The organism is Citrobacter sp. R56 (assembly GCF_016811995.1).
Lineage (GTDB): Bacteria > Pseudomonadota > Gammaproteobacteria > Enterobacterales > Enterobacteriaceae > Citrobacter_D > Citrobacter_D enshiensis.
Window position 1 is genome coordinate 1,873,027 of sequence record NZ_CP069159.1, and the last position, 18,703, is coordinate 1,891,729.

Annotated in this window: 17 protein-coding genes, 3 tRNA genes and 1 pseudogene; 14 read left to right on the forward strand and 7 right to left on the reverse strand. The window is 50.9% G+C overall.

Translation table 11 applies throughout. The features are described 5' to 3' along the window. The first annotated feature begins 219 nt into the window (after positions 1 to 219). The gene (gene sdiA, locus JM656_RS08935) at positions 220 to 942 is read left to right on the forward strand and encodes a transcriptional regulator SdiA (RefSeq protein WP_203360849.1); all 723 of its coding nucleotides are present in this window, start codon (positions 220 to 222) and stop codon (positions 940 to 942) included. A 61-nt stretch (positions 943 to 1,003) separates the two neighbouring features. On the opposite strand, the gene JM656_RS08940 is transcribed toward sdiA, so the two are convergent. Continuing rightward, the gene (locus JM656_RS08940) at positions 1,004 to 1,228 is read right to left on the reverse strand and encodes a DUF2594 family protein (protein ID WP_203360850.1); all 225 of its coding nucleotides are present in this window, start codon (positions 1,226 to 1,228) and stop codon (positions 1,004 to 1,006) included. 17 nt (positions 1,229 to 1,245) lie between these two features. Then, positions 1,246 to 1,335 (reverse strand): annotated as a pseudogene (locus JM656_RS22280) (hypothetical protein); the annotation flags it as partial. A 354-nt stretch (positions 1,336 to 1,689) separates the two neighbouring features. Here JM656_RS22280 and uvrY point away from each other — a divergent pair. The 7 genes from uvrY (at position 1,690) to JM656_RS08975 (ending at position 6,121) form a co-directional block, all read left to right on the forward strand. Then, positions 1,690 to 2,346: a UvrY/SirA/GacA family response regulator transcription factor gene (uvrY, locus tag JM656_RS08945; protein ID WP_203360851.1), complete on the forward strand. Its 657-nt coding sequence runs from the start codon at positions 1,690 to 1,692 to the stop codon at positions 2,344 to 2,346. Continuing rightward, positions 2,343 to 4,175, forward strand: coding sequence for an excinuclease ABC subunit UvrC (uvrC, locus tag JM656_RS08950; RefSeq protein WP_203360852.1), 1,833 nt, complete (start codon positions 2,343 to 2,345; stop codon positions 4,173 to 4,175). The genes uvrY and uvrC overlap by 4 nt, the downstream gene beginning before the upstream one ends. A 56-nt stretch (positions 4,176 to 4,231) precedes the next feature. Beyond that, on the forward strand, positions 4,232 to 4,780 hold the full coding sequence (gene pgsA, locus JM656_RS08955) for a CDP-diacylglycerol--glycerol-3-phosphate 3-phosphatidyltransferase (RefSeq protein WP_192612565.1): 549 nt from the start codon (positions 4,232 to 4,234) through the stop codon (positions 4,778 to 4,780). A 151-nt stretch (positions 4,781 to 4,931) separates the two neighbouring features. After that, positions 4,932 to 5,007: transfer RNA gene (locus JM656_RS08960), tRNA-Gly, on the forward strand. Between the two features lie 52 nt (positions 5,008 to 5,059). Further along, positions 5,060 to 5,133: transfer RNA gene (locus tag JM656_RS08965), tRNA-Cys, on the forward strand. Between the two features lie 12 nt (positions 5,134 to 5,145). Beyond that, positions 5,146 to 5,232: transfer RNA gene (locus tag JM656_RS08970), tRNA-Leu, on the forward strand. Between the two features lie 445 nt (positions 5,233 to 5,677). Further along, positions 5,678 to 6,121 carry a hypothetical protein gene (locus JM656_RS08975; protein ID WP_203360853.1) on the forward strand — a complete coding sequence of 148 codons (444 nt, stop codon included), beginning with the start codon at positions 5,678 to 5,680 and terminating at the stop codon, positions 6,119 to 6,121. Positions 6,122 to 6,778: 657 nt separating this feature from the next. On the opposite strand, the gene JM656_RS08980 is transcribed toward JM656_RS08975, so the two are convergent. The 3 genes from JM656_RS08980 to JM656_RS08990 form a co-directional block, all read right to left on the reverse strand. After that, positions 6,779 to 7,690, reverse strand: coding sequence for an MFS transporter (locus JM656_RS08980; protein WP_203360854.1), 912 nt, complete (start codon positions 7,688 to 7,690; stop codon positions 6,779 to 6,781). Positions 7,691 to 8,081: 391 nt separating this feature from the next. Next, positions 8,082 to 9,479 (reverse strand): YfcC family protein, encoded by a 1,398-nt coding sequence (locus JM656_RS08985; protein WP_203360855.1) that lies wholly within the window; start codon positions 9,477 to 9,479, stop codon positions 8,082 to 8,084. Then, the gene (locus JM656_RS08990) at positions 9,460 to 10,608 is read right to left on the reverse strand and encodes a M20 family metallopeptidase (RefSeq protein ID WP_203360856.1); all 1,149 of its coding nucleotides are present in this window, start codon (positions 10,606 to 10,608) and stop codon (positions 9,460 to 9,462) included. Before JM656_RS08990 ends, JM656_RS08985 begins: the two co-directional genes overlap by 20 nt. Before the next feature lie 114 nt (positions 10,609 to 10,722). Between JM656_RS08990 and JM656_RS08995 the strand changes: the two genes are divergently transcribed. Beyond that, complete coding sequence (locus JM656_RS08995) at positions 10,723 to 11,634, forward strand: LysR family transcriptional regulator (RefSeq protein ID WP_203360857.1); 912 nt, start codon at positions 10,723 to 10,725, stop codon at positions 11,632 to 11,634. A gap of 250 nt (positions 11,635 to 11,884) precedes the next feature. On the opposite strand, the gene JM656_RS09000 is transcribed toward JM656_RS08995, so the two are convergent. After that, a complete protein-coding gene (locus tag JM656_RS09000) occupies positions 11,885 to 12,577 on the reverse strand; it encodes a GntR family transcriptional regulator (protein ID WP_203360858.1) in 693 nt (230 codons plus the stop codon). A gap of 135 nt (positions 12,578 to 12,712) precedes the next feature. Here JM656_RS09000 and JM656_RS09005 point away from each other — a divergent pair, with 135 nt between their 5' ends. The 5 genes from JM656_RS09005 to JM656_RS09025 all read left to right on the forward strand — a co-directional run bounded on the left by JM656_RS09005 (position 12,713) and on the right by JM656_RS09025 (position 17,977). Further along, the gene (locus JM656_RS09005; protein WP_203360859.1) at positions 12,713 to 13,540 is read left to right on the forward strand and encodes a shikimate dehydrogenase; all 828 of its coding nucleotides are present in this window, start codon (positions 12,713 to 12,715) and stop codon (positions 13,538 to 13,540) included. 77 nt (positions 13,541 to 13,617) lie between these two features. Further along, complete coding sequence (locus tag JM656_RS09010) at positions 13,618 to 14,694, forward strand: glycerol dehydrogenase (RefSeq protein WP_203360860.1); 1,077 nt, start codon at positions 13,618 to 13,620, stop codon at positions 14,692 to 14,694. A 30-nt stretch (positions 14,695 to 14,724) separates the two neighbouring features. Continuing rightward, positions 14,725 to 15,612, forward strand: coding sequence for a transketolase (locus JM656_RS09015; RefSeq protein WP_203360861.1), 888 nt, complete (start codon positions 14,725 to 14,727; stop codon positions 15,610 to 15,612). Between the two features lies 1 nt (position 15,613). Next, complete coding sequence (locus tag JM656_RS09020) at positions 15,614 to 16,606, forward strand: transketolase family protein (RefSeq protein WP_203360862.1); 993 nt, start codon at positions 15,614 to 15,616, stop codon at positions 16,604 to 16,606. A gap of 60 nt (positions 16,607 to 16,666) precedes the next feature. Continuing rightward, the gene (locus JM656_RS09025; RefSeq protein ID WP_203360863.1) at positions 16,667 to 17,977 is read left to right on the forward strand and encodes an MFS transporter; all 1,311 of its coding nucleotides are present in this window, start codon (positions 16,667 to 16,669) and stop codon (positions 17,975 to 17,977) included. A 195-nt stretch (positions 17,978 to 18,172) separates the two neighbouring features. Here JM656_RS09025 and JM656_RS09030 read toward each other — a convergent pair whose 3' ends face one another. Next, positions 18,173 to 18,568, reverse strand: a complete 396-nt coding sequence (locus JM656_RS09030) for a hypothetical protein (protein ID WP_203360864.1) — start codon at positions 18,566 to 18,568, stop codon at positions 18,173 to 18,175. Positions 18,569 to 18,703 lie beyond the last annotated feature (135 nt).

Sequence of the window (18,703 nt, forward strand, 5' to 3'; positions counted from 1 at the left end):
TCGCCCGAAATAATCCTCTTCTGGGCGAGTATATTTGAATAAATATGACTCCATCCCGCCTGGTTAATGCATTTTCACCCTAATAATGATGGGTATATTGAAATAAAGTTCAAGTAATCCTCTTCCTGACCGATATTTTATTCATATAAACTCCATTTATGTGGTAGCGTGTTTACTCATTTAAAATGATAATCAATCTCAGAGGTGGTATCCCCTGATATGCAGGAAAATGATTTCTTCACCTGGCGACGGAGTATGCTGATACGCTTTCAGGAAATGGCGACGGCAGAAGATGTTTATCGGGAATTACAGCACCAGACGTGTCAACTGGAGTTCGATTATTACGCATTATGCGTTCGTCATCCGGTCCCGTTTACACGACCAAAAATCTCTCTTCAAACGACATATCCTCAGGCGTGGATTACCCACTATCAGTCTGAAAACTATTTTGCTATTGATCCGGTGCTGAAACCGGAAAACTTCAAACAGGGACATTTACCCTGGAATGACGCATTATTCAGTGATACCCAGACACTGTGGGATGCGGCACGCTCCCACGGTTTGCGAAAGGGGATCACCCAGTGCTGTATGCTGCCGAATCGTGCGCTGGGGTTCCTTTCCGTCTCACGGTCGAACGTACGCAATGTGCCCTTTGCCTCTGATGAAGTCGAGCTGAAACTGCAGCTACTGGTGCGTGAGAGCCTCTCCGTGCTTACGCGGCTGGAAAATGACATGGTCACGACGCCGGAGATGCGTTTTAGCAAGCGAGAAAAGGAAATCTTAAAGTGGACGGCTGAAGGGAAAACGTCGTCTGAAATCGCCATGATCCTGTCGATTTCGGAGAACACCGTCAATTTTCATCAGAAGAATATGCAAAAGAAGTTTAACGCACCAAACAAGACGCAGATTGCCTGCTATGCTGCGGCTATCGGTTTGATTTAAATGTAATTTTTGTGTTCTGGCGCAAAACCGGCCGAAAGCGCTGCTCTCAGCCGGTTTCATCTTATTGTCGGTAAGCTTGTTTAATTTGCTTAACAGTGTTGGAAAATACCGCTGCTTGTGATTTGTCTTCAATCAGCGCGATCTGTTTTTCCATTTTAAGAATCACGCGCCCTGCGTCGGCTTGTCCCACTGCCTGCAGCATCAGCGTTAACATGGCTTTCAGGCAGGTGACTTCGTTAGCCAGTTCTTGATTATTCTCGGCAGTGGAAAAATCAGGCGTACTCATTTATTTTCCTCGTTCTGTTACAGTGAAAAAGTGCGATGGCAAATGTTAAGGCGGCGGAGTATACCATAAGCCGCGCTAAAAATAGCAGTGGTTGTTTTTTCGTCGAAACTTCAGCCTGAGCCATTAAAATAAACAACGTCTTGCAGTGGATATATTTTCTTCACCCATTGTTTATGACGCGTATTTTACTCGTTAATTATTGTTACAAAGTTGCTTCCTATTTATCATTTAAGCCGAAGGGCGTGAATTTTTTGTCACTATTCTGAAACTTCAAGAGAGATATAGTCGATGGGAATGGCTGTTTTACGGGGAAAGTTTCCACATTCCGTACAATCTAATTTCCAAAAACGAGAACAAAATCTAAGGGGCGGTGTTTTTTGCGTTTCAAAGTTGAGATAAAACCCGCTAATATATGGCCGAGTAACTATCAGTAGCGTTATCCCTATTCTGGAGATATTCCTTTGATCAACGTTCTTCTTGTTGATGACCACGAACTGGTGCGCGCAGGGATACGACGCATTCTGGAAGATATAAAGGGCATAAAAGTCGTCGGCGAAGCATGTTGCGGTGAGGATGCTGTTAAATGGTGTCGCACAAATACCGCTGACGTCGTGTTGATGGACATGAACATGCCCGGAATTGGCGGTCTTGAAGCGACGCGTAAAATTGCGCGTTCAACGGCTGACATTAAAGTGATCATGTTGACGGTCCATACGGAAAATCCGTTGCCCGCCAAAGTCATGCAGGCGGGTGCAGCAGGGTATCTGAGTAAAGGTGCGGCTCCGCAGGAAGTGGTGAGTGCGATTCGTTCCGTGTTCTCCGGGCAACGTTATATTGCTTCCGACATTGCACAGCAGATGGCCCTTAGCCAGATCGAGCCAGAAAAAACGGAAACCCCGTTTGCCAGTTTGTCTGAACGCGAGTTGCAGATTATGCTGATGATCACCAAAGGCCAGAAGGTGAATGAGATCTCAGAACAGCTGAATCTCAGTCCTAAAACGGTGAACAGTTATCGCTATCGGATGTTCAGTAAACTAAACATTCATGGTGATGTAGAGCTGACTCACCTGGCAATTCGTCATGGCCTGTGTAATGCGGAGACGTTAACAAGTCAGTGAGCCTTCAGTTTGACGCGAAAGCGTTTTTAAAAACCGTTACCAGCCAGCCCGGCGTTTATCGTATGTATGATGCTGGTGGTACGGTTATTTATGTCGGTAAAGCGAAGGACCTGAAAAAACGGCTTTCCAGCTATTTCCGCAGCAACCTTGCTTCGCGGAAGACCGAAGCGTTGGTCGCGCAAATTCAGCAAATTGATGTGACGGTCACCCATACGGAAACCGAAGCGTTACTGCTTGAGCATAACTACATCAAGCTGTATCAGCCCCGCTATAACGTGCTGTTGCGTGACGACAAATCCTATCCCTTTATTTTTCTGAGTGGCGATACGCATCCGCGTCTGGCTATGCACCGTGGTGCCAAACATGCCAAAGGCGAGTATTTTGGCCCGTTCCCAAACGGCTATGCCGTGCGTGAAACACTGGCGCTACTGCAAAAAATCTTTCCGATTCGTCAGTGTGAAAACAGCGTTTACCGCAACCGCTCGCGCCCCTGTCTGCAATATCAGATTGGACGTTGTCTTGGTCCCTGCGTGGGGGGGCTGGTCAGCGAGGAAGAATACGCCCAGCAGGTCGAGTATGTCCGTCTGTTTTTATCCGGCAAAGACGATCAGGTTTTGACGCAGTTGATCGCGCGGATGGAAAACGCCAGCCGCAATCTGGAATTTGAAGAAGCCGCGCGCATTCGCGATCAAATACAGGCTGTGCGTCGTGTCACCGAAAAACAGTTTGTGTCGAATACAGGCGACGATCTTGATGTTATCGGGGTAGCTTTCGACGCGGGAATGGCCTGCCTGCACGTGCTCTTTATACGCCAGGGCAAAGTGCTGGGCAGCCGCAGCTATTTCCCTAAGGTGCCCGGTGGGACCGAAATGGGCGAAGTCGTGGAGACGTTTGTCGGGCAGTTCTATCTGCAAGGCAGTCAGATGCGAACGCTGCCGGGTGAAATCCTGCTGGATTTTAATCTGAGTGACAAAACGTTGTTGGCGGACTCTCTGTCGGAACTGGCCGGACGTCGGGTCAATGTGCAGACGAAACCACGTGGCGATCGCGCAAGGTATCTCAAGCTGGCGCGTACCAATGCCGCGACAGCGCTGACGACGAAACTTTCTCAGCAGTCAACCATTACCCAGCGTTTGACGGCGCTGGCGACGGTGTTGAAACTACCTACGGTAAAACGCATGGAATGTTTCGATATTAGTCACACCATGGGCGAGCAGACGGTCGCCTCCTGCGTGGTCTTTGACGCCAACGGACCACTGCGTGCTGAATATCGTCGTTACAACATCACCGGCATTACGCCTGGCGATGATTATGCGGCGATGAATCAGGTGCTGCGTCGACGTTATGGCAAAGCGATTGAAGAAAGTAAGATCCCGGACGTTATTCTGATAGATGGCGGAAAAGGGCAGCTTGGGCAGGCGAAAGCGGTCTTTGCTGAACTTGATGTACCCTGGGACAAACAGCATCCATTGCTACTTGGGGTAGCGAAGGGCGCCGATCGTAAGGCGGGTCTGGAAACACTGTTCTTCGAACCGGAAGGTGAGGGGTTCAGTTTGCCCCCGGATTCTCCGGCGCTACACGTTATCCAGCATATTCGCGATGAGTCTCACGACCATGCGATCGGCGGGCACCGTAAAAAACGGGCGAAAGTCAAAAACACCAGTACGCTGGAAACCATCGAAGGCGTTGGTCCTAAACGTCGGCAAATGCTGTTGAAATATATGGGTGGTTTGCAAGGATTACGTAACGCCAGCGTAGAAGAAATTGCAAAAGTGCCGGGTATTTCGCAAGGTCTGGCAGAAAAGATCTTCTACTCGTTGAAACATTGAGGTCTCTGTAGCAACATAGGGGTAAATTCTCTGACAACAGATAGTTACCCGTCACTATGCAATTTAATATTCCTACATTGCTCACGCTGTTTCGCGTCATACTGATTCCCTTCTTTGTACTGGCGTTTTATCTGCCATTCAGTTGGGCACCGTTTGTGTGTGCGCTCATCTTCTGTATTGCAGCCGTAACTGACTGGTTTGATGGTTATCTGGCGCGTCGCTGGAATCAAAGTACCCGCTTTGGCGCGTTTCTTGACCCGGTGGCAGATAAAGTGCTGGTCGCTATCGCAATGGTCCTGGTGACAGAACACTACCATAGCTGGTGGGTGACATTACCCGCCGCAACGATGATCGCCCGTGAAATCATTATTTCCGCATTGCGCGAATGGATGGCGGAACTCGGTAAACGCAGCAGCGTGGCCGTCTCCTGGATCGGGAAAGTCAAAACAACATCACAAATGGCGGCGCTGGCATGGTTGTTATGGCGTCCAAACATTTGGGTAGAGTATGCCGGGATCGCGTTATTCTTTGTCGCAGCCATACTGACGCTGTGGTCGATGCTGCAATATTTGAGCGCTGCACGCGGGGATTTGCTTGATCAGTGATCGTTTCGCCGCAAATTTCAGCAAACGATCGTGAGTGACGAAAAATATCGTTGACTCAGTGCGTCAGGTAAGTAGAATGCAACGCATCGAACGGCAGCACAGATTGCCAGACGATAACAAAATCAAGTGATTAACAAAGTTACTTGGTGATGCGGGAATAGCTCAGTTGGTAGAGCACGACCTTGCCAAGGTCGGGGTCGCGAGTTCGAGTCTCGTTTCCCGCTCCAGTTTAAAGACATCGGCAATTGCGGGTGTCTGGCTGAAAAGCCTGAAGAATTTGGCGCGTTAGCAAAGCGGTTATGTAGCGGATTGCAAATCCGTCTAGTCCGGTTCGACTCCGGAACGCGCCTCCACTTTCTTCCCGAGCCCGGATGGTGGAATCGGTAGACACAAGGGATTTAAAATCCCTCGGCGTACGCGCTGTGTGGGTTCAAGTCCCACTCCGGGCACCATGGGAAAGACAAGTATAATCAAAGCAATAAGCAGTGTCGTGAAACCACCTACGGGTGGTTTTTTTGTTTTTGTACCTTCCCTTCACCATTGTTTCGCCATTCGACTTCGCCATAAGAATAGGGCCTCAGCGCATGTGTTTTAATGTGCATTAATCCACTGGGCTACAATCGGTCCAGGTTGTGCAGGGATCTTTTCAAATCCTTAACGTAGTCGTGATGCACATGGAAGAAATAAACAAGCTCTATTCCAAACTACATAAAATCCAGAACAAATCTGGTCGTGAATTTTTTGAACGCTCAAAACTGATAATGGCTTCAATTTTTACGGTATTGTTTTATGATAATTATCCAGTGGCCAAACGATCAACTAAAGCCAACAGTTTGATATAACTCATATTATGAGCCGAATGTTGCTCATAGCATGCAATTTTAAGGGGATTGTAAAATGCGAGTTTTAATCGCAGCGGTGGTGTTTATTTGTAGTGTTTTAGTTCCAGCCCATGCGGATGGCTGGTATATCAATAAACGTGGCGAACCCACGGTCATGTCGGAAGATGGGTACTGGTACATGATACTTTCAAGAACTGTCAAGGGCGATATAAATGCTTACCTTTTGCCCCGTAGCAGAGCTGAATGTCAATCATCCGGAAGCACATCCAGCATGTACGTGAATGGGACTAAGTTGCGTTGGTGGCAAAACTGCGATCCAGAAATGGGGATGTACTGGTACGCCTATACACAGGCAGGAATCAATCACCTCATTGGTGAATTTATCCGCCGTCAAACAGTTACTATTCGGGACGGCAAACTAACAATACTGTTTTCCGCTGCGGGGTTCAATAGCACAGCGCGTCAGTTCATTGATGATGTTTCTGATCCTGGATTATAAGATGGAGTAGACGAGCTTTTGAGCTTAACGTCTTTGGCCATTATTTCAATGGGGACGTCTCTACTGCCGCAGGTGTTTTGTTTATCTCAAGCAGTAGAAGGTTTGACTGAAAGATTTTTCATCATGAGTAACCTTCTCTGCTAAAACCATTGTGATTGCTAAATTGGCAAAGTGAGTATGCCGGAAGATCTCAAAATGTGAATGGCTCGATTATGCGGGATACTTACAGTGTCACTTCTAACATAGCGATCTGTTCCGCTGTATCGGCTTTCCGGTTCGTCTCTGGCCTGATTCAGTCTGCATAGCCCTTGATGAATCTACCCATCTTAGGAATGTATTCGCTCTGGTTAATTGACCATTCGCATTTTCTGGATTAACCGTTTGCGGATGGGCCGATCATCTTCAGCAGCATTATTGAGGTTAACGTTCATCTCACCTTGCACTGAATTCCAATGCACGTAGCTTCCAACCCTTCAATTTCGCTGACTTTCCATTTTGCCTTGTGATACTTCTAAACCCACAAACTCAACTGGATTCGTTGGCGTTGATATGTTTTGCAGAAAGTTTCGCTTCCAGCATTTTAAGGCAAAACGGTAACGCAAAGGCGCTCACAGCACAAAGCAAGATAAGCGTTTTTATTCCGCCGCTGCTAAATCCCTAGTCTGATAAAAGCAGTGAAGAGATAAAGAATGCTGCCGTTGTACTCAGCGACATCAGCGCAGCCTGCAGGGTCAAAAATCCGGCCCGGTTATTTTCATCCGTAAAACGGATTGATACTGCTGAGGAAGCGACCAGACTGGAGTATGAAGCGCCCAGAAACATCACAATGAAAGCCCAGTATGCGCTGATATTGCATAAAGGGAAAAGGAGACTTATTCCAAACAGCAGAGTGGACGCAAAACCTAGCCCAAATCCCGTAAAAGATGTGGAAAGCCTGCCCGTCATCTTTGTTGCAACAAACTCTGCCACGCTTCCAACGACAAACAACCATTCTGGCGCATGCATTGTTTTTAAAAGCAACGGAACCAGTATAGGGACAATCAGCATGGGGCTGAACAGTGCCAGCGCATTTCCTGAAGCAAAAAGCAGCATCTCGGGCGACACGTGCAATGTTTTTCCAGGTAAACCGTTAAACTCCGGTTCTGGTATGTCCTTCAGAATAAGGGGTAAGGCAGCAAAGCAGAGCAGGGCTGCCAGCACAAGTGCGACTCGCCAGTTGTAATATTCGTAAAGAAAAAGTACACAGGGCATGCCCGCGATACTGACCACTGAAAAAGAGGTAATTATCGTGGCCAGCATACGTGTGCGCAGCTGCTCTGGTGAAAGTTTGATCACTAATGCCGTCCCCACACCCATAGTGGTGCCACCGATAAGACCGGCAGAAAAACGCAGCGTCAGCAAAACAGGATAACTGTCAGTCGTCAGTATCATCAGAGTCAGGCCACCAAGTAAAAACATATTACTCAAAAGAAATTTTTTCTGGTTGAAACGGTCAATCCAGTGCCAGGTGGTTATGCCAGAAATGACGGAGGTTAAGGTATAGATTCCGGATACGTAACCAGCCCGCATACTGGTAATGCCTGCCTCAAACGTCAGCCGCTATATTGCCCAACCGGAAGCACGGCTTAGTATTCGGTTGATTGAGCGCAGTACCCGGAATCTTCATAGTTATCCCAGACATACTTTGAGACTTCACGAGGCCAGGCACTGCCATTCCGCTCTTGAATACACTCAATGATCTATTGTTTCATGCTTTCCCTGGTTACCATCATATCTCCTGAGCTATTCCCGTTAATAATATACCAGTGATACTGCTTTTAGCTGTGAGTTCAACGGGTTAATGCAACACTGCCGACGTAAGCGATGGCTACCGAAGCCGTGATGATTTATACGGTATATGTCTATTTACGCCAAAGGAAGGACACTATGGCGATGGCTATAGTGTCCCGACACTGATGGTTTAAAACGGTCCCCAGTTAATCGCCACGCCAATCAGCAGCATGATGACGCAAATGACAAACCAGATGGCGATCACGGGTGCCACAAAACGCAACCATTTGCCATAAGGCACACCGGCAGTGGCTAATACGGCCATCAGAACACCGGAGGTTGGGTTCATGCAGTTGACGATACCTTCACCGAGCAAGACTGCCTGGACCATCACTTGACGCGTCAGACCAAGGTTATCGCCAAGCGGAGAGAAGATAGGGATCAGCAGTGCCGATTCACCGGAACCTGAAGAGATCCCAAAATGAATCAACGCGGCGCTGATAAACATCCCGAGGGTCGCCGCATGTATCGGCACCGGCTCCAGTAAATCGGATAAGCTCCCGACAATCGGATCCAGTACGTTGCCTTGCTGCAACACTAGCGAGATGGCTGCGGCCATACCGACGATAAATGCGCCTTTTACCAGCTTCGAACAGCCCGCGAGAAAGGTATTCGCAATCTCTGATCCGGACAGGCGTCCAATGAGCCCTACGATTATCGTCAGCAGGATAAACATCGCTGACATCTCATTGGTGCCCCAATGGAATTGTATCGTCCCGGCTATAAACAAGATCAGTGCCAGCACGGTGATGGCTAAAACCCATTTATGGCGTCCCGTAACGTTCAACACTTCATTGCCTGAAGCTTCCAGAGTGGGGCGCACAGAACCCTGCTGTCGGCTACGGCGAATTGACCAGATCAAATAGGCGGCAGCGGTAATGATAAATAACAGGCAGGTGATACCACGCAGCAGCATGCCGGAAAAGAGCGGTAACTGCGCCAGATGTTGTGTGAGCCCCGTCGTTGCAGGATTGAGGATCGCCACATTAAAGCCCGCCGCGCAGGTCAGGTAGACCAACGATGCCCCCAGTATTGGCGGTAATCCCATCGAACGCGCGATCAGCAACCCAATGGGCACAAACGCGACCACGGCATTCACCACGACGCCAGTAGTACCCAGCAGGCCGAAGATGGCGGCAAAAATCAGCACGAGCCATTTGTCGCTGAGTTTCGTGCTGTGCGATAAAGAATTAAGCGCAGTCGCAATGGCGCCGGTTTTTTCGATGACGGCTAGCACGCCACCCGTAAACAGAATCAGAAAAATAATCGACGCTTGTTTTACCATGCCTTTGGCTATCGCCGTGAAGATTTCCAGCGGATAGACGCCACTTTGCGCAACGGCATGCAGGCTGCCTTTCACCGCAAACTTGATACCGTCGCGCGTTTCATAATCATAAACGCCAGCGGGAATAATCCAGGTCGCGACGGCGGCAAGCACCAGGATAATAAACAGCAACAGATAGGGACTTTGCCCTTTATCCTGCAAGGAGACCGGAGGTGAGTACGAATCAACGTGGGATTGCGTCATGATTTCCCCCTTCAGCAATGATCCCCGCCACTAATGCCGCGCGTAGTGGCACATTGGCGATGTTGATATGTTCATGCTTAGCATGGATTCCGGAACCGGTCGCACCAAGGCCATCCAGGGTGGGTAATCCGAGCGCGGCAGTAAAATTACCGTCGCTGCCGCCGCCAACGCTTTCACCTTCCACGGTGAAGCCTAGTGCTTCCGCCACATGCTGCGCCCGTGTAAATAACGTACGCGCTGCGGCCGTCTGCCGCATCGGTGGACGACCCTGCCCACCGCTGACCTGCAGCGTGATACGCGGATCGTAGGGGCGCAATTGAGAAATTGCTTCATGAATACTCGCAGCTTCTTCTTGCGATGTGACCCGGGTGTCTATGCCGAGATACGCGCGATCGGCCACCACATTGAAGCGGCTGCCACCGTTGGCAATCCCTACGTTGACGGTAGTGCCACGCTCAGGTGCATTGAGGCTATTCAGGTAGAGAATGTGCTGCGCCATCTCTTGTATTGCGCTGGCACCTTCTTCTGGATTATTACCGGCATGTGCCGCCAGCCCGTGGATAGTTATTTCATAGTGGCCCGTGCCTTTTCGCGCGACTTTAAGCGCGCCGCTGCCCGCGACGGCTGGTTCAACGACTAACACCTGCGCGGAACCGCGCGCATGTGTTTCAATCCATTCACGCGAACTCGGGCTGCCCAGCTCTTCGTCACTGTTACACAGGAAAACGATACGTTGGTGCCCGAGCAAGTTGAGCTGTTGCAACGCGCGCACTGCCCAGATGGCCTGCACCAGCCCGGATTTCATATCCAGAATACCCGGCCCGTATAATTTACCGTCTTCCTCACGAAGAGACAGCACACCCTTGTCCCATACCGTATCGAAGTGACCTATCAGCGTCGTTTGCGGCCCGTCGCTACCGAGAGTGAATTTGCGGTGGTTGCCGTAGTGTACTTGTTCATCGATTTCCGCCTGCACGCCTAAACGTTGCTGGAAAATGTCCTCCAGCACCCGACCACACGCATCAACCGCCGTTTTATCATGTGATGGCGATTCTGCCAGTACTAACCGTTTAATATCATTCAGGATGTCAGATGCGTGTTGTTGCAGATACGTTTTTATATTTTTCATGTATTTTTCCGTCTGTCTTGGTTGTCACAGGCAGTATGCGCAGAATTGGCATTGTAAAAAATGAGGAGTGATGATTATTATTGTTGCCCTGTGAGCAACGAATAAGCCAAAAATATGACGTTCTCCACCTATCCAGAAAAATCCATCGGGTATTTGTATGAAGTTGGCGTACATGGCGGTATTCGACGTGCGGCCGATGCGTTGGGCATTAATCCGTCGGTAGTGAGTCGTCAGTTATCTGAACTGGAAAGAACGTTACAACTGCCGTTACTCGAACGACGTGGCCGCAACGTGGTATTAACGGATGTCGGGAAACTGCTGGCAGAAGACTATGCGCTGACGGTGCAACGGCGCAAACAACTCGAGCGTCAGTTGCAGGATTTGCGCCATATGCGCGGTGGATCGGTGAACTTGCGCGTCGGTCAGGGCATGGTGGAAGAGGTGGTCAGGCATGTCATCAGTGAATTTTCCCTGGCGTATCCTGCGGTCTTCGTCAACATTCAGTCTGGCGATATGCAAACCACCCTTACGCTACTGGCTAAAGGGGAAGTGGATATGTCGGTGAGTTTTGGACCGTCCGCGCCGCCGGGTTTGAAGTGTAATAGTTTTCGGCGTGGACCGATTTGCGCCATTGTACCGCCCGATCATCCTGTCGCCGCTTTACCTGCTGTTACCGCCGAAGAATTAACGCGCCACCGCTTAATTGTCATGAGCGAAGATTTTGGTATACAGCGTTATCTGAATGCCATTTTTAAAAATGAAGGCCTTATTTTTACGCCCGCATACCGCTGTAATCTGTTTACCAGCGCTATCGCCTTATGCCAGACCGGACAAGGCGTCGCATTTATGACGCCGCAAACATTGAAAAGTATTCAATTTCGCGAGCAATTGGTGGCTGTCCCTATTGATCATCGTATTGCTCGTGAAAGTCTGTGTCATTTGTTGCGCTCTAATGACCATCGTATGACGCCAGCAGCGAATTATCTGTGGCGTTTATTAAATAGCTATTTTGCCGGGTTACCCTAACGGTCATATTGGTGGGGATAACGCTCACCAACACAATAAACCGCGACGTTGCGGTTATCTGCGAATGGGGCATTTGCCATCAATCCTTCGCGGGCGGGGTAATTCCTGCACCCGTCTATAAAGCCTTCCCTGGCACTTTTAAATGATTACCTAAATGTAATACGTTTCGTTCAATGATTCGTTGCAACGTCATGTTTGCTCTGGTCAATCACTGCTTAAGTACGGTGCTTTAATTCAGTACCGCAGGTCTTTATGAAAGCATACCCGCTTCAGCCTCTCTGCAACGTTCACGGTTTTCCAGCCACTCGATCAAAATGGAGCCCCAACTGATGTCCGCTTGCAGTGCGGCCTTCGCCTTGTTCGGATCGCGTGCGCGGAGTGCCTGGATGATTTCATGATGCTTGTGTGTTTCCAGATCTAAATCGCGCTGCGGCACCTCAATATGAAACGTTCGCAAAATCGGTCCCATACTGACCCACATGTTTTCGAGCGTTTTAAGCATTACGGGCATCCTGGCTGCGCTAATGAGCCTGAAATGAAATTCCCAGTTAAGCATCGAGGCTTTTTTAGCATCGCTGACAAACACGTCGAGAAAACGCTGTTGCAATTCTTCCAGCGCGTCCAGTTCTGCCGACGTAATGCGCTCAGCCGCAAGGGCGGCGGCTTCACCTTCCAGAAGATGGCGTATCAGTTGAATCTCTTTAAGTTGTTCCACTGTCATTTCTGGGACAAAGATGGCGGTTGCTGCCTTCATCTCCAGCGCCTGTTCACTGACGAGCCGGAAAATAGCCTCCCGAACGGGGGTGATAGAAACGGCAAATTCGCTGGCCAGTTGAGATATTCTCAGTCGTTCTCCAGGCTGGTACTGCCCATCCATTAATGCCAACCGAATGCGTCCATAGACGCGCTCACTCAGATTTATTTTTTCAATCGGTTGATACACGAAACACCTCCTTCCAGGGACTGACGCTCATAACGTGTCAGGTTCGTCACAGTATTGCAACATTGATTTTACAGTTTGGTGATGACTAAGATATATCATGTATTATGTATTAATGTTACTTAAAAGGATACAACGATGAATATCAGTGGAACCACCCGCGTGGTAGTGCATCTCGCTTATCCCGCCCGGCATTTGCGGACTCCGACGTTTTTTAATCCGCTCCTTCAGCAATTGGGGCATGACGCTGTTCTCGTCCCCTGGCAAGTACAGCCATCAGAGTTAGCGCGAGTGTGGGAAGGGCTACGGCAGGTTGAGAACCTCGCGGGCGTCATTGTGACGATCCCTCACAAAGAGGCGGTAGCGCAACTTTGTCACGATCTCAGTGGCGCAGCGGAACAGCTTCAGGTGTGCAACGTTGCGCGGCGGAACGCGGATGGAACCTTCTCCGGTCAGTTTTTCGATGGTGAGGGTTTTGTGCTCGGCTTGCGAAATCAGGGGCATCACCTTGCAGGACGCAACGCGTTGCTTCTCGGCGCGGGTGGGGCGGCAACCGGTATTGCTCAGGCGTTACTCGCTGCGGGCGTGTCAACGCTCGGTATTCACAACCGTACCGAAGCGAGAGCACATTCCCGCGTTAATCAGCTTCGTGCTCTGTTTCCACAGCGGGAGATCCAGGTTGCCGACGCAAATGGTCAGGGGTACGACCTGGTGGTGAATGCGACGTCCCTTGGGCTGAAAAGTGATGACCCATTGCCTGTGGATCCTGAAACTCTGGTGCCGGGTACCCTTGTTGGCGAGGTCGTCATGAACCCTGATGTCACGCCACTTCTTCAGGCGGCGCAGAACCGTGGATGTGTGATTCACAAAGGTTCTCACATGATTGTCGGACAGTTGTCACTGATTGCTGATTTCCTGTTTGGAAAACCGCCAATCGGTAAAGGCAGGGGTGACACGCTGCGCTGATCGTCTCTATTGATTGCCCTCAGCACGTCAAAAATCAAGATATATCATGCATCAAATAACAGTGAAGGAGAGTGGGTATGAATGCGTTGATCTTTGGTGCTCCTGGTCGTTACATCCAGGGCCCCGGTTTGCTGGATAGCAGTGGTGAACATCTGGCGCGGGTAGGTAATCGGCTGGCGGTGATTACCGACAGTGCCGTCTGGAAAATAGCCGGAGAACGGCTGGTGGCCAGTTGTCGCCGCGCCAACGTTGAGGTGCAGTGGCTTCGATTTGATGGCGAAGTTACCCATGCAGCACTGGTGGCGCTTCGCGCAGAAGCCTGCGTTCACCAGATAGATGGCCTGATAGGGATGGGCGGTGGCAAGTGCATTGATGCAGGAAAAGCCATGGCGCACACATTCGGATTGCCACTGGTCACCATCCCGACGGTTGCGTCGAATGATGCGCCCTGTTCAAAAAACTATGTCATCTACGACGAAAACCATCGACTCAGCGAGGTGGGGCATCTGCCTCGTAGTGCGGCCTATGTGCTGGTGGATACTCAGTTGCTTGCGCAAGCACCGCGTTCGTTCCTGATTGCCGGGATCGCTGATGCGCTGACCAAACGGTTTGAAGCAGAACAGTGCCAGAAGGCGGATGGCATCAATATGTTTGGTGCACGTCCGGCACTGTCAGCGCTGGCGCTGGCGCGTTGTTGCTACGACATCCTGCGCGAAGATGCCGCCGCCGCACTGTCTGTCGCGGGAAGTGGTACGCCTGACGCCGCCTTTGAACGTGTTATCGAAGCCGTCATTCTGATGAGCGGTCTGGGCTTTGAGAGCGGCGGTTTGTCTTTGGCGCACGCGATGACCCGTGGTCTTTCTGCGATAGCCAATGCCAACAGCCAGCCACACGGATTGCAGGTTGCCTACGGACTGATGGTGCAACTCACGGCGGAAAATCGGAGCGAGGCTTTCATCGCAGATTTACGCGCCTTTTATGCCCAACTCGGACTGCCCGTTCGTCTGGCTGACCTTGGCGTGAACGCGGTCACTCCCGAACTGCTTGAGCAGATCGTGGCGCCGACACTCGGCGCACCCCACGCCCGAAATTTTAGCCCCGCGCTAAATAGCACCAACCTTACCGAGGCAATGCAATGCCTCGAAAACACCTAATCCTGGCCTAACGCACGAAGAGGATATTGTATGTCGCTACCCCAATCCCGGTTTGAAGAGTGGCAAGCCACTGATTATATACCGACCCCGGAAAAGCTGGCCTTTCTTCGCAACCGGGCGCGCTTTGTTCGACTCGAAACAATTCGACTGATTGAGATTGCAAAAACGGGGCATTACACCTCTGTTTTCTCAGCGGCCGAAATTTTCTCTGCGCTCTATTACGACGTCATGACGATCCGTCCGGATGAACCTAAATGGCGTGGACGTGACCGATTTTTAATGGGTAAGGGGCATGCGGCAGTAGGGCAGTTCCCCATTCTAGCGGATCTCGGCATCATCCCGACCGAATGGCTTGACGACTATACGCGGCTGGGCAGCCCACTGGGCGATCACCCGGACATGCGTAAAGTTCCAGGCATTGATTTCTCCTCCGGCTCTATTGGTCACGCGCTGTCTGGCGCTCTGGGCATGTGTCTGGCACAGCGCAATATGGACGAGGAGTTCGATGTTTTTGCACTGCTCGGCGACGGCGAAATGCAGGAAGGCCAGGTGTGGGAAGCGGCGCTGGGCGCAGCGCATCACAAAGCCAATCGCCTGATCGCCATCATTGACCGGAACGGCTATCAGCTCGACGGCAAAGTGGATGATGTTCTGGGTGTTGAACCTCTGGATGAGAAGTGGCGCGCCTTTGGCTGGGAAGTGCATGTGGTAGATGGTCACGATCTCGCTGCCCTCACCACGGTACTGCGTAAAGTGAAATGTGACCGCAAACGCCAACAACCGGTGTGCATCATTGCCAGGACGGTGAAGGGCAAAGGCGTGTCGTACATGGAAACTGAACCGGGATGGCATTTGGGCTATCTCGCCCCTGATGATGCTGCCCGCGCTATTGCTGAAATTGAATCTAAGGAGATCTGAAATGACCACGACGAATACCGCACCTCTCAATCCGAACTCCTGGCAGTACCGTGGTTTGAACATGATCAATCCGGGTCTCGATCATCTTTCCAATGGATTAATGGAGCTAGTCAGAAACGGCCATCCTGTCGTGGCGGGCTCTGCTGACCTACAGTATTCGAACGGCCTGAATCGTTTTGCGAGCGAGTATCCTGACCGGTATTACCCTTTCGGCATCAGTGAGCAGAACATGGTGACGGCGGCGGCGGGAATGGCAAGCTGCGGCCTGGTTCCCTGGGTGGCGACGTTTGCGTCGTTCCTCGGGTTGTTGTGTTGCGAGCAAATCCGTATGGATATTGCCTATTCAGCGCTTCCGGTGCGTCTTGTGGGCCACCATACCGGTATCTCGCTTGGATTTTACGGCACTTCCCATCATGCGACCGAGGATATTGGCACGATGCGATCCATTGCTGACCTGTCGATTGTCTCGCCCGCGGATGGCGCCCAACTGGAAGCGGCTATCAGAGCCTCAGCGGATTACGATCGGCCTATCTACTTTCGCATTGGCCGTGGTCGGGATCCGGTGGTGTACAACAGCGATACTACGTTCCAGTTCGGTAAGGCAATTATCCACAGTATCGGTGAAGAATTAACGATATTTGCCTGCGGCATCACTGTTCATGGCGCACTGGAAGCCGCACGGGAACTCAACGCGATGGGGCATTCCGTTGGGGTTATCGACATGGCGAGTATTAAGCCTCTGGATCGTGATGCGATTCTGGAAGCTGCGGCCAGGAGTAAGAAGCTGATGACCGTTGAAGAGCACAACGTTCTCGGCGGCTTAGGAGCCGCTGTTGCAGAAGTGCTCTGCGATGAGGGGGTCGGTAAGAAACTCAGACGCCATGGTATCTATGACGAATACAGTCTGATTGCGCCACCCACGCATCTGTACGCGCATTACCAACTCGACGGCCCCGGTATTCGGGATGTTGCCCGGGAATTCCTGACCGCGTAATCCCAGGTCCTGGTCTTCAGCATGCATTTATCCAACGCACGTATAATCCTGGAAAACGCTATGAATAATAATACTGAGACATTATCGAGCCTGTCAGACATCGCTTCCAAACCACACCTCAGCCTGCGGAAAAAGTCGCTATTCGCAACAGGTGTCGGCAACCTGCTGGAATGGTTCGACTGGACCGTTTACACCGTTGCATCCATCTACATTGCCGCCGCGATGTTCGATAAATCGAACCCTACGTCGGCATTGCTCAGCACCCTGGCGGTGTTTGCGGCGGGGTTCTTGTTCCGGCCTCTGGGGGGGATCGTGTTCGGCAATCTGGCTGACAAACTGGGCCGGCGCCGGGTTCTCCTGACCACCATGATGCTGATGGCGGGCGCGAGCCTTGCGATTGCATTAATTCCTTCTTATGAACAGTGGGGCGCCTGGTCGTCTGCGGCGCTACTGGCAGCCCGACTTGTTCAGGGGTTTGCGCATGGCGGCGAAACGACCACCTCTTATGCCTACATTGCTGAGATCGCTCCCCCCGCGCGCCGTGGTTTGTGGTCAAGCAGCGTTTTTTTTGCCGTCGGTAGCGGTGCGCTGATCGCGACGCTCTACCTCGCATTGTTGACATCCTGGTTACCGGATGAGGCGATGAAGGAATGGGGCTGGCGTATTCCCTTTGCGACAGGCAGTGTTTTAGCACTGTTCGCATTGTGGGTCCGTCGTAACATGATGGAAAGCGAACATGTCGGTGCGGCATCAAAGCAGGCAACGATTAAGCCATGGAGCAAAGCGAAAATCTTTAAAGTCGGTTTTCGTCTTTTCCTGTACGAGGCTGGCGCGACCTTAACCTACTACACCTGGGTCTCATCGGCAGCCATTTACGCCATCAGTATTCAGGGGATGCCTGCGAATAAAGCCTTCGTTGTCAGCTGTATTGCTCAGGTCATTTACCTCATGTTCCTTCCCGTCGCGGGTTGGTTGTCTGACCGCTGGGGACGTAAAACGTGTACCCTGATTTCGCTGGTGGGTATTGCAGCCACGGTGCTTCCGCTCTGGCAACTCATGTCGGCGGAGCCATGGACGCTTGCTGTCGCTCAGACGTGTGGTTTACTGCTGATTGCCTTTATTACCGGAAGCAAACCGGCGGCGATTTCCGAACAGATCCCGACCCAGTATCGGACCCGGATGTTTGGCATCTGCATCTCTCTGGGTATCGCAATCTTTGGTGGCACCGCGTCTTATCTCAGCACATGGTTGTATTCAAGTGGCATCGGGTGGATCTTTAACGTCTATCTGATTGCCGTCTGCCTTATTTCCTGCATCGTGGTTCTGATGTGGAAAAACAACACCGGTCGCCCGATGGAAGAGATCGAATAAACCGTCGCAGGTATGATTTTGGTGGATAACATGAGCCGGGGCACTGTCGATGCCCCGGCAAGTGAGACACTCATAAAATACGCAAATAATGGTGTTGAGCAATCCGATAAAAAGTCATTTCCAGATAGTCATCAGACGTTGACATTCCCTGCGCCGCTCCTGTGTTCACCAACATGATAAACCACGACGTTGCGGTTATCTGCGAATAGGCATAGTTGTCATGAACCCTCCGCGGGCGGGATTATTCCTGAATCCGTTTCGGGCAGGATTATTCATAAATCCATCACGTGCCGGGTTGCCGATGAAGCCATCGCGGGCAGGATTTCCGCTACGTATGCCAAAACTATCAATAATGATGGGATCAACGATGACGACGTGGTGAGAACCAAAGGGGCGGATCTTCCTGTTTTGTGCGTTAAGCGTAAAACCGATGTCTCCACCGAAACTGTTTAGATTATTACCGGCAATCACCGCGATGCGTAATTCTCGCTCCCTGTCGACCTGGTGCTGCAGGGCGCTGGCTGCGGCATACGAGGAGGCCATCAGAAGTAGCGCAAGGGCGATGGATGAAGACGCCCGTAGCAGTTTCATGATTAATCCTCATTTAAAGTATGGTTAATAAAGTATAGCTTTTTGCAGGCGTGACACCCGTTTGGGCGGTTCAAATAAGCACTATACTGACAAATGACAGCAGGTGATGGTTCCTGTTTGCTGACCCTCTTAAGG

What these genes read in the sequence shown, in the direction of transcription:
- JM656_RS09015 (WP_203360861.1), top strand. Translation starts at nt 14,725, where the DNA reads ATGTCGCTACCCCAATCCCGGTTTGAAGAGTGGCAAGCCACTGATTAT.
- JM656_RS09010 (WP_203360860.1), top strand. Translation starts at nt 13,618, where the DNA reads ATGAATGCGTTGATCTTTGGTGCTCCTGGTCGTTACATCCAGGGCCCC.
- JM656_RS08985 (WP_203360855.1), bottom strand. Translation starts at nt 9,479, where the DNA reads ATGACGCAATCCCACGTTGATTCGTACTCACCTCCGGTCTCCTTGCAG.
- JM656_RS08940 (WP_203360850.1), bottom strand. Translation starts at nt 1,228, where the DNA reads ATGAGTACGCCTGATTTTTCCACTGCCGAGAATAATCAAGAACTGGCT.
- sdiA (WP_203360849.1), top strand. Translation starts at nt 220, where the DNA reads ATGCAGGAAAATGATTTCTTCACCTGGCGACGGAGTATGCTGATACGC.
- JM656_RS09030 (WP_203360864.1), bottom strand. Translation starts at nt 18,568, where the DNA reads ATGAAACTGCTACGGGCGTCTTCATCCATCGCCCTTGCGCTACTTCTG.
- pgsA (WP_192612565.1), top strand. Translation starts at nt 4,232, where the DNA reads ATGCAATTTAATATTCCTACATTGCTCACGCTGTTTCGCGTCATACTG.
- JM656_RS08975 (WP_203360853.1), top strand. Translation starts at nt 5,678, where the DNA reads ATGCGAGTTTTAATCGCAGCGGTGGTGTTTATTTGTAGTGTTTTAGTT.
- JM656_RS09025 (WP_203360863.1), top strand. Translation starts at nt 16,667, where the DNA reads ATGAATAATAATACTGAGACATTATCGAGCCTGTCAGACATCGCTTCC.
- JM656_RS09005 (WP_203360859.1), top strand. Translation starts at nt 12,713, where the DNA reads ATGAATATCAGTGGAACCACCCGCGTGGTAGTGCATCTCGCTTATCCC.
- JM656_RS09020 (WP_203360862.1), top strand. Translation starts at nt 15,614, where the DNA reads ATGACCACGACGAATACCGCACCTCTCAATCCGAACTCCTGGCAGTAC.
- JM656_RS08995 (WP_203360857.1), top strand. Translation starts at nt 10,723, where the DNA reads ATGACGTTCTCCACCTATCCAGAAAAATCCATCGGGTATTTGTATGAA.
- JM656_RS08990 (WP_203360856.1), bottom strand. Translation starts at nt 10,608, where the DNA reads ATGAAAAATATAAAAACGTATCTGCAACAACACGCATCTGACATCCTG.
- JM656_RS08980 (WP_203360854.1), bottom strand. Translation starts at nt 7,690, where the DNA reads ATGCGGGCTGGTTACGTATCCGGAATCTATACCTTAACCTCCGTCATT.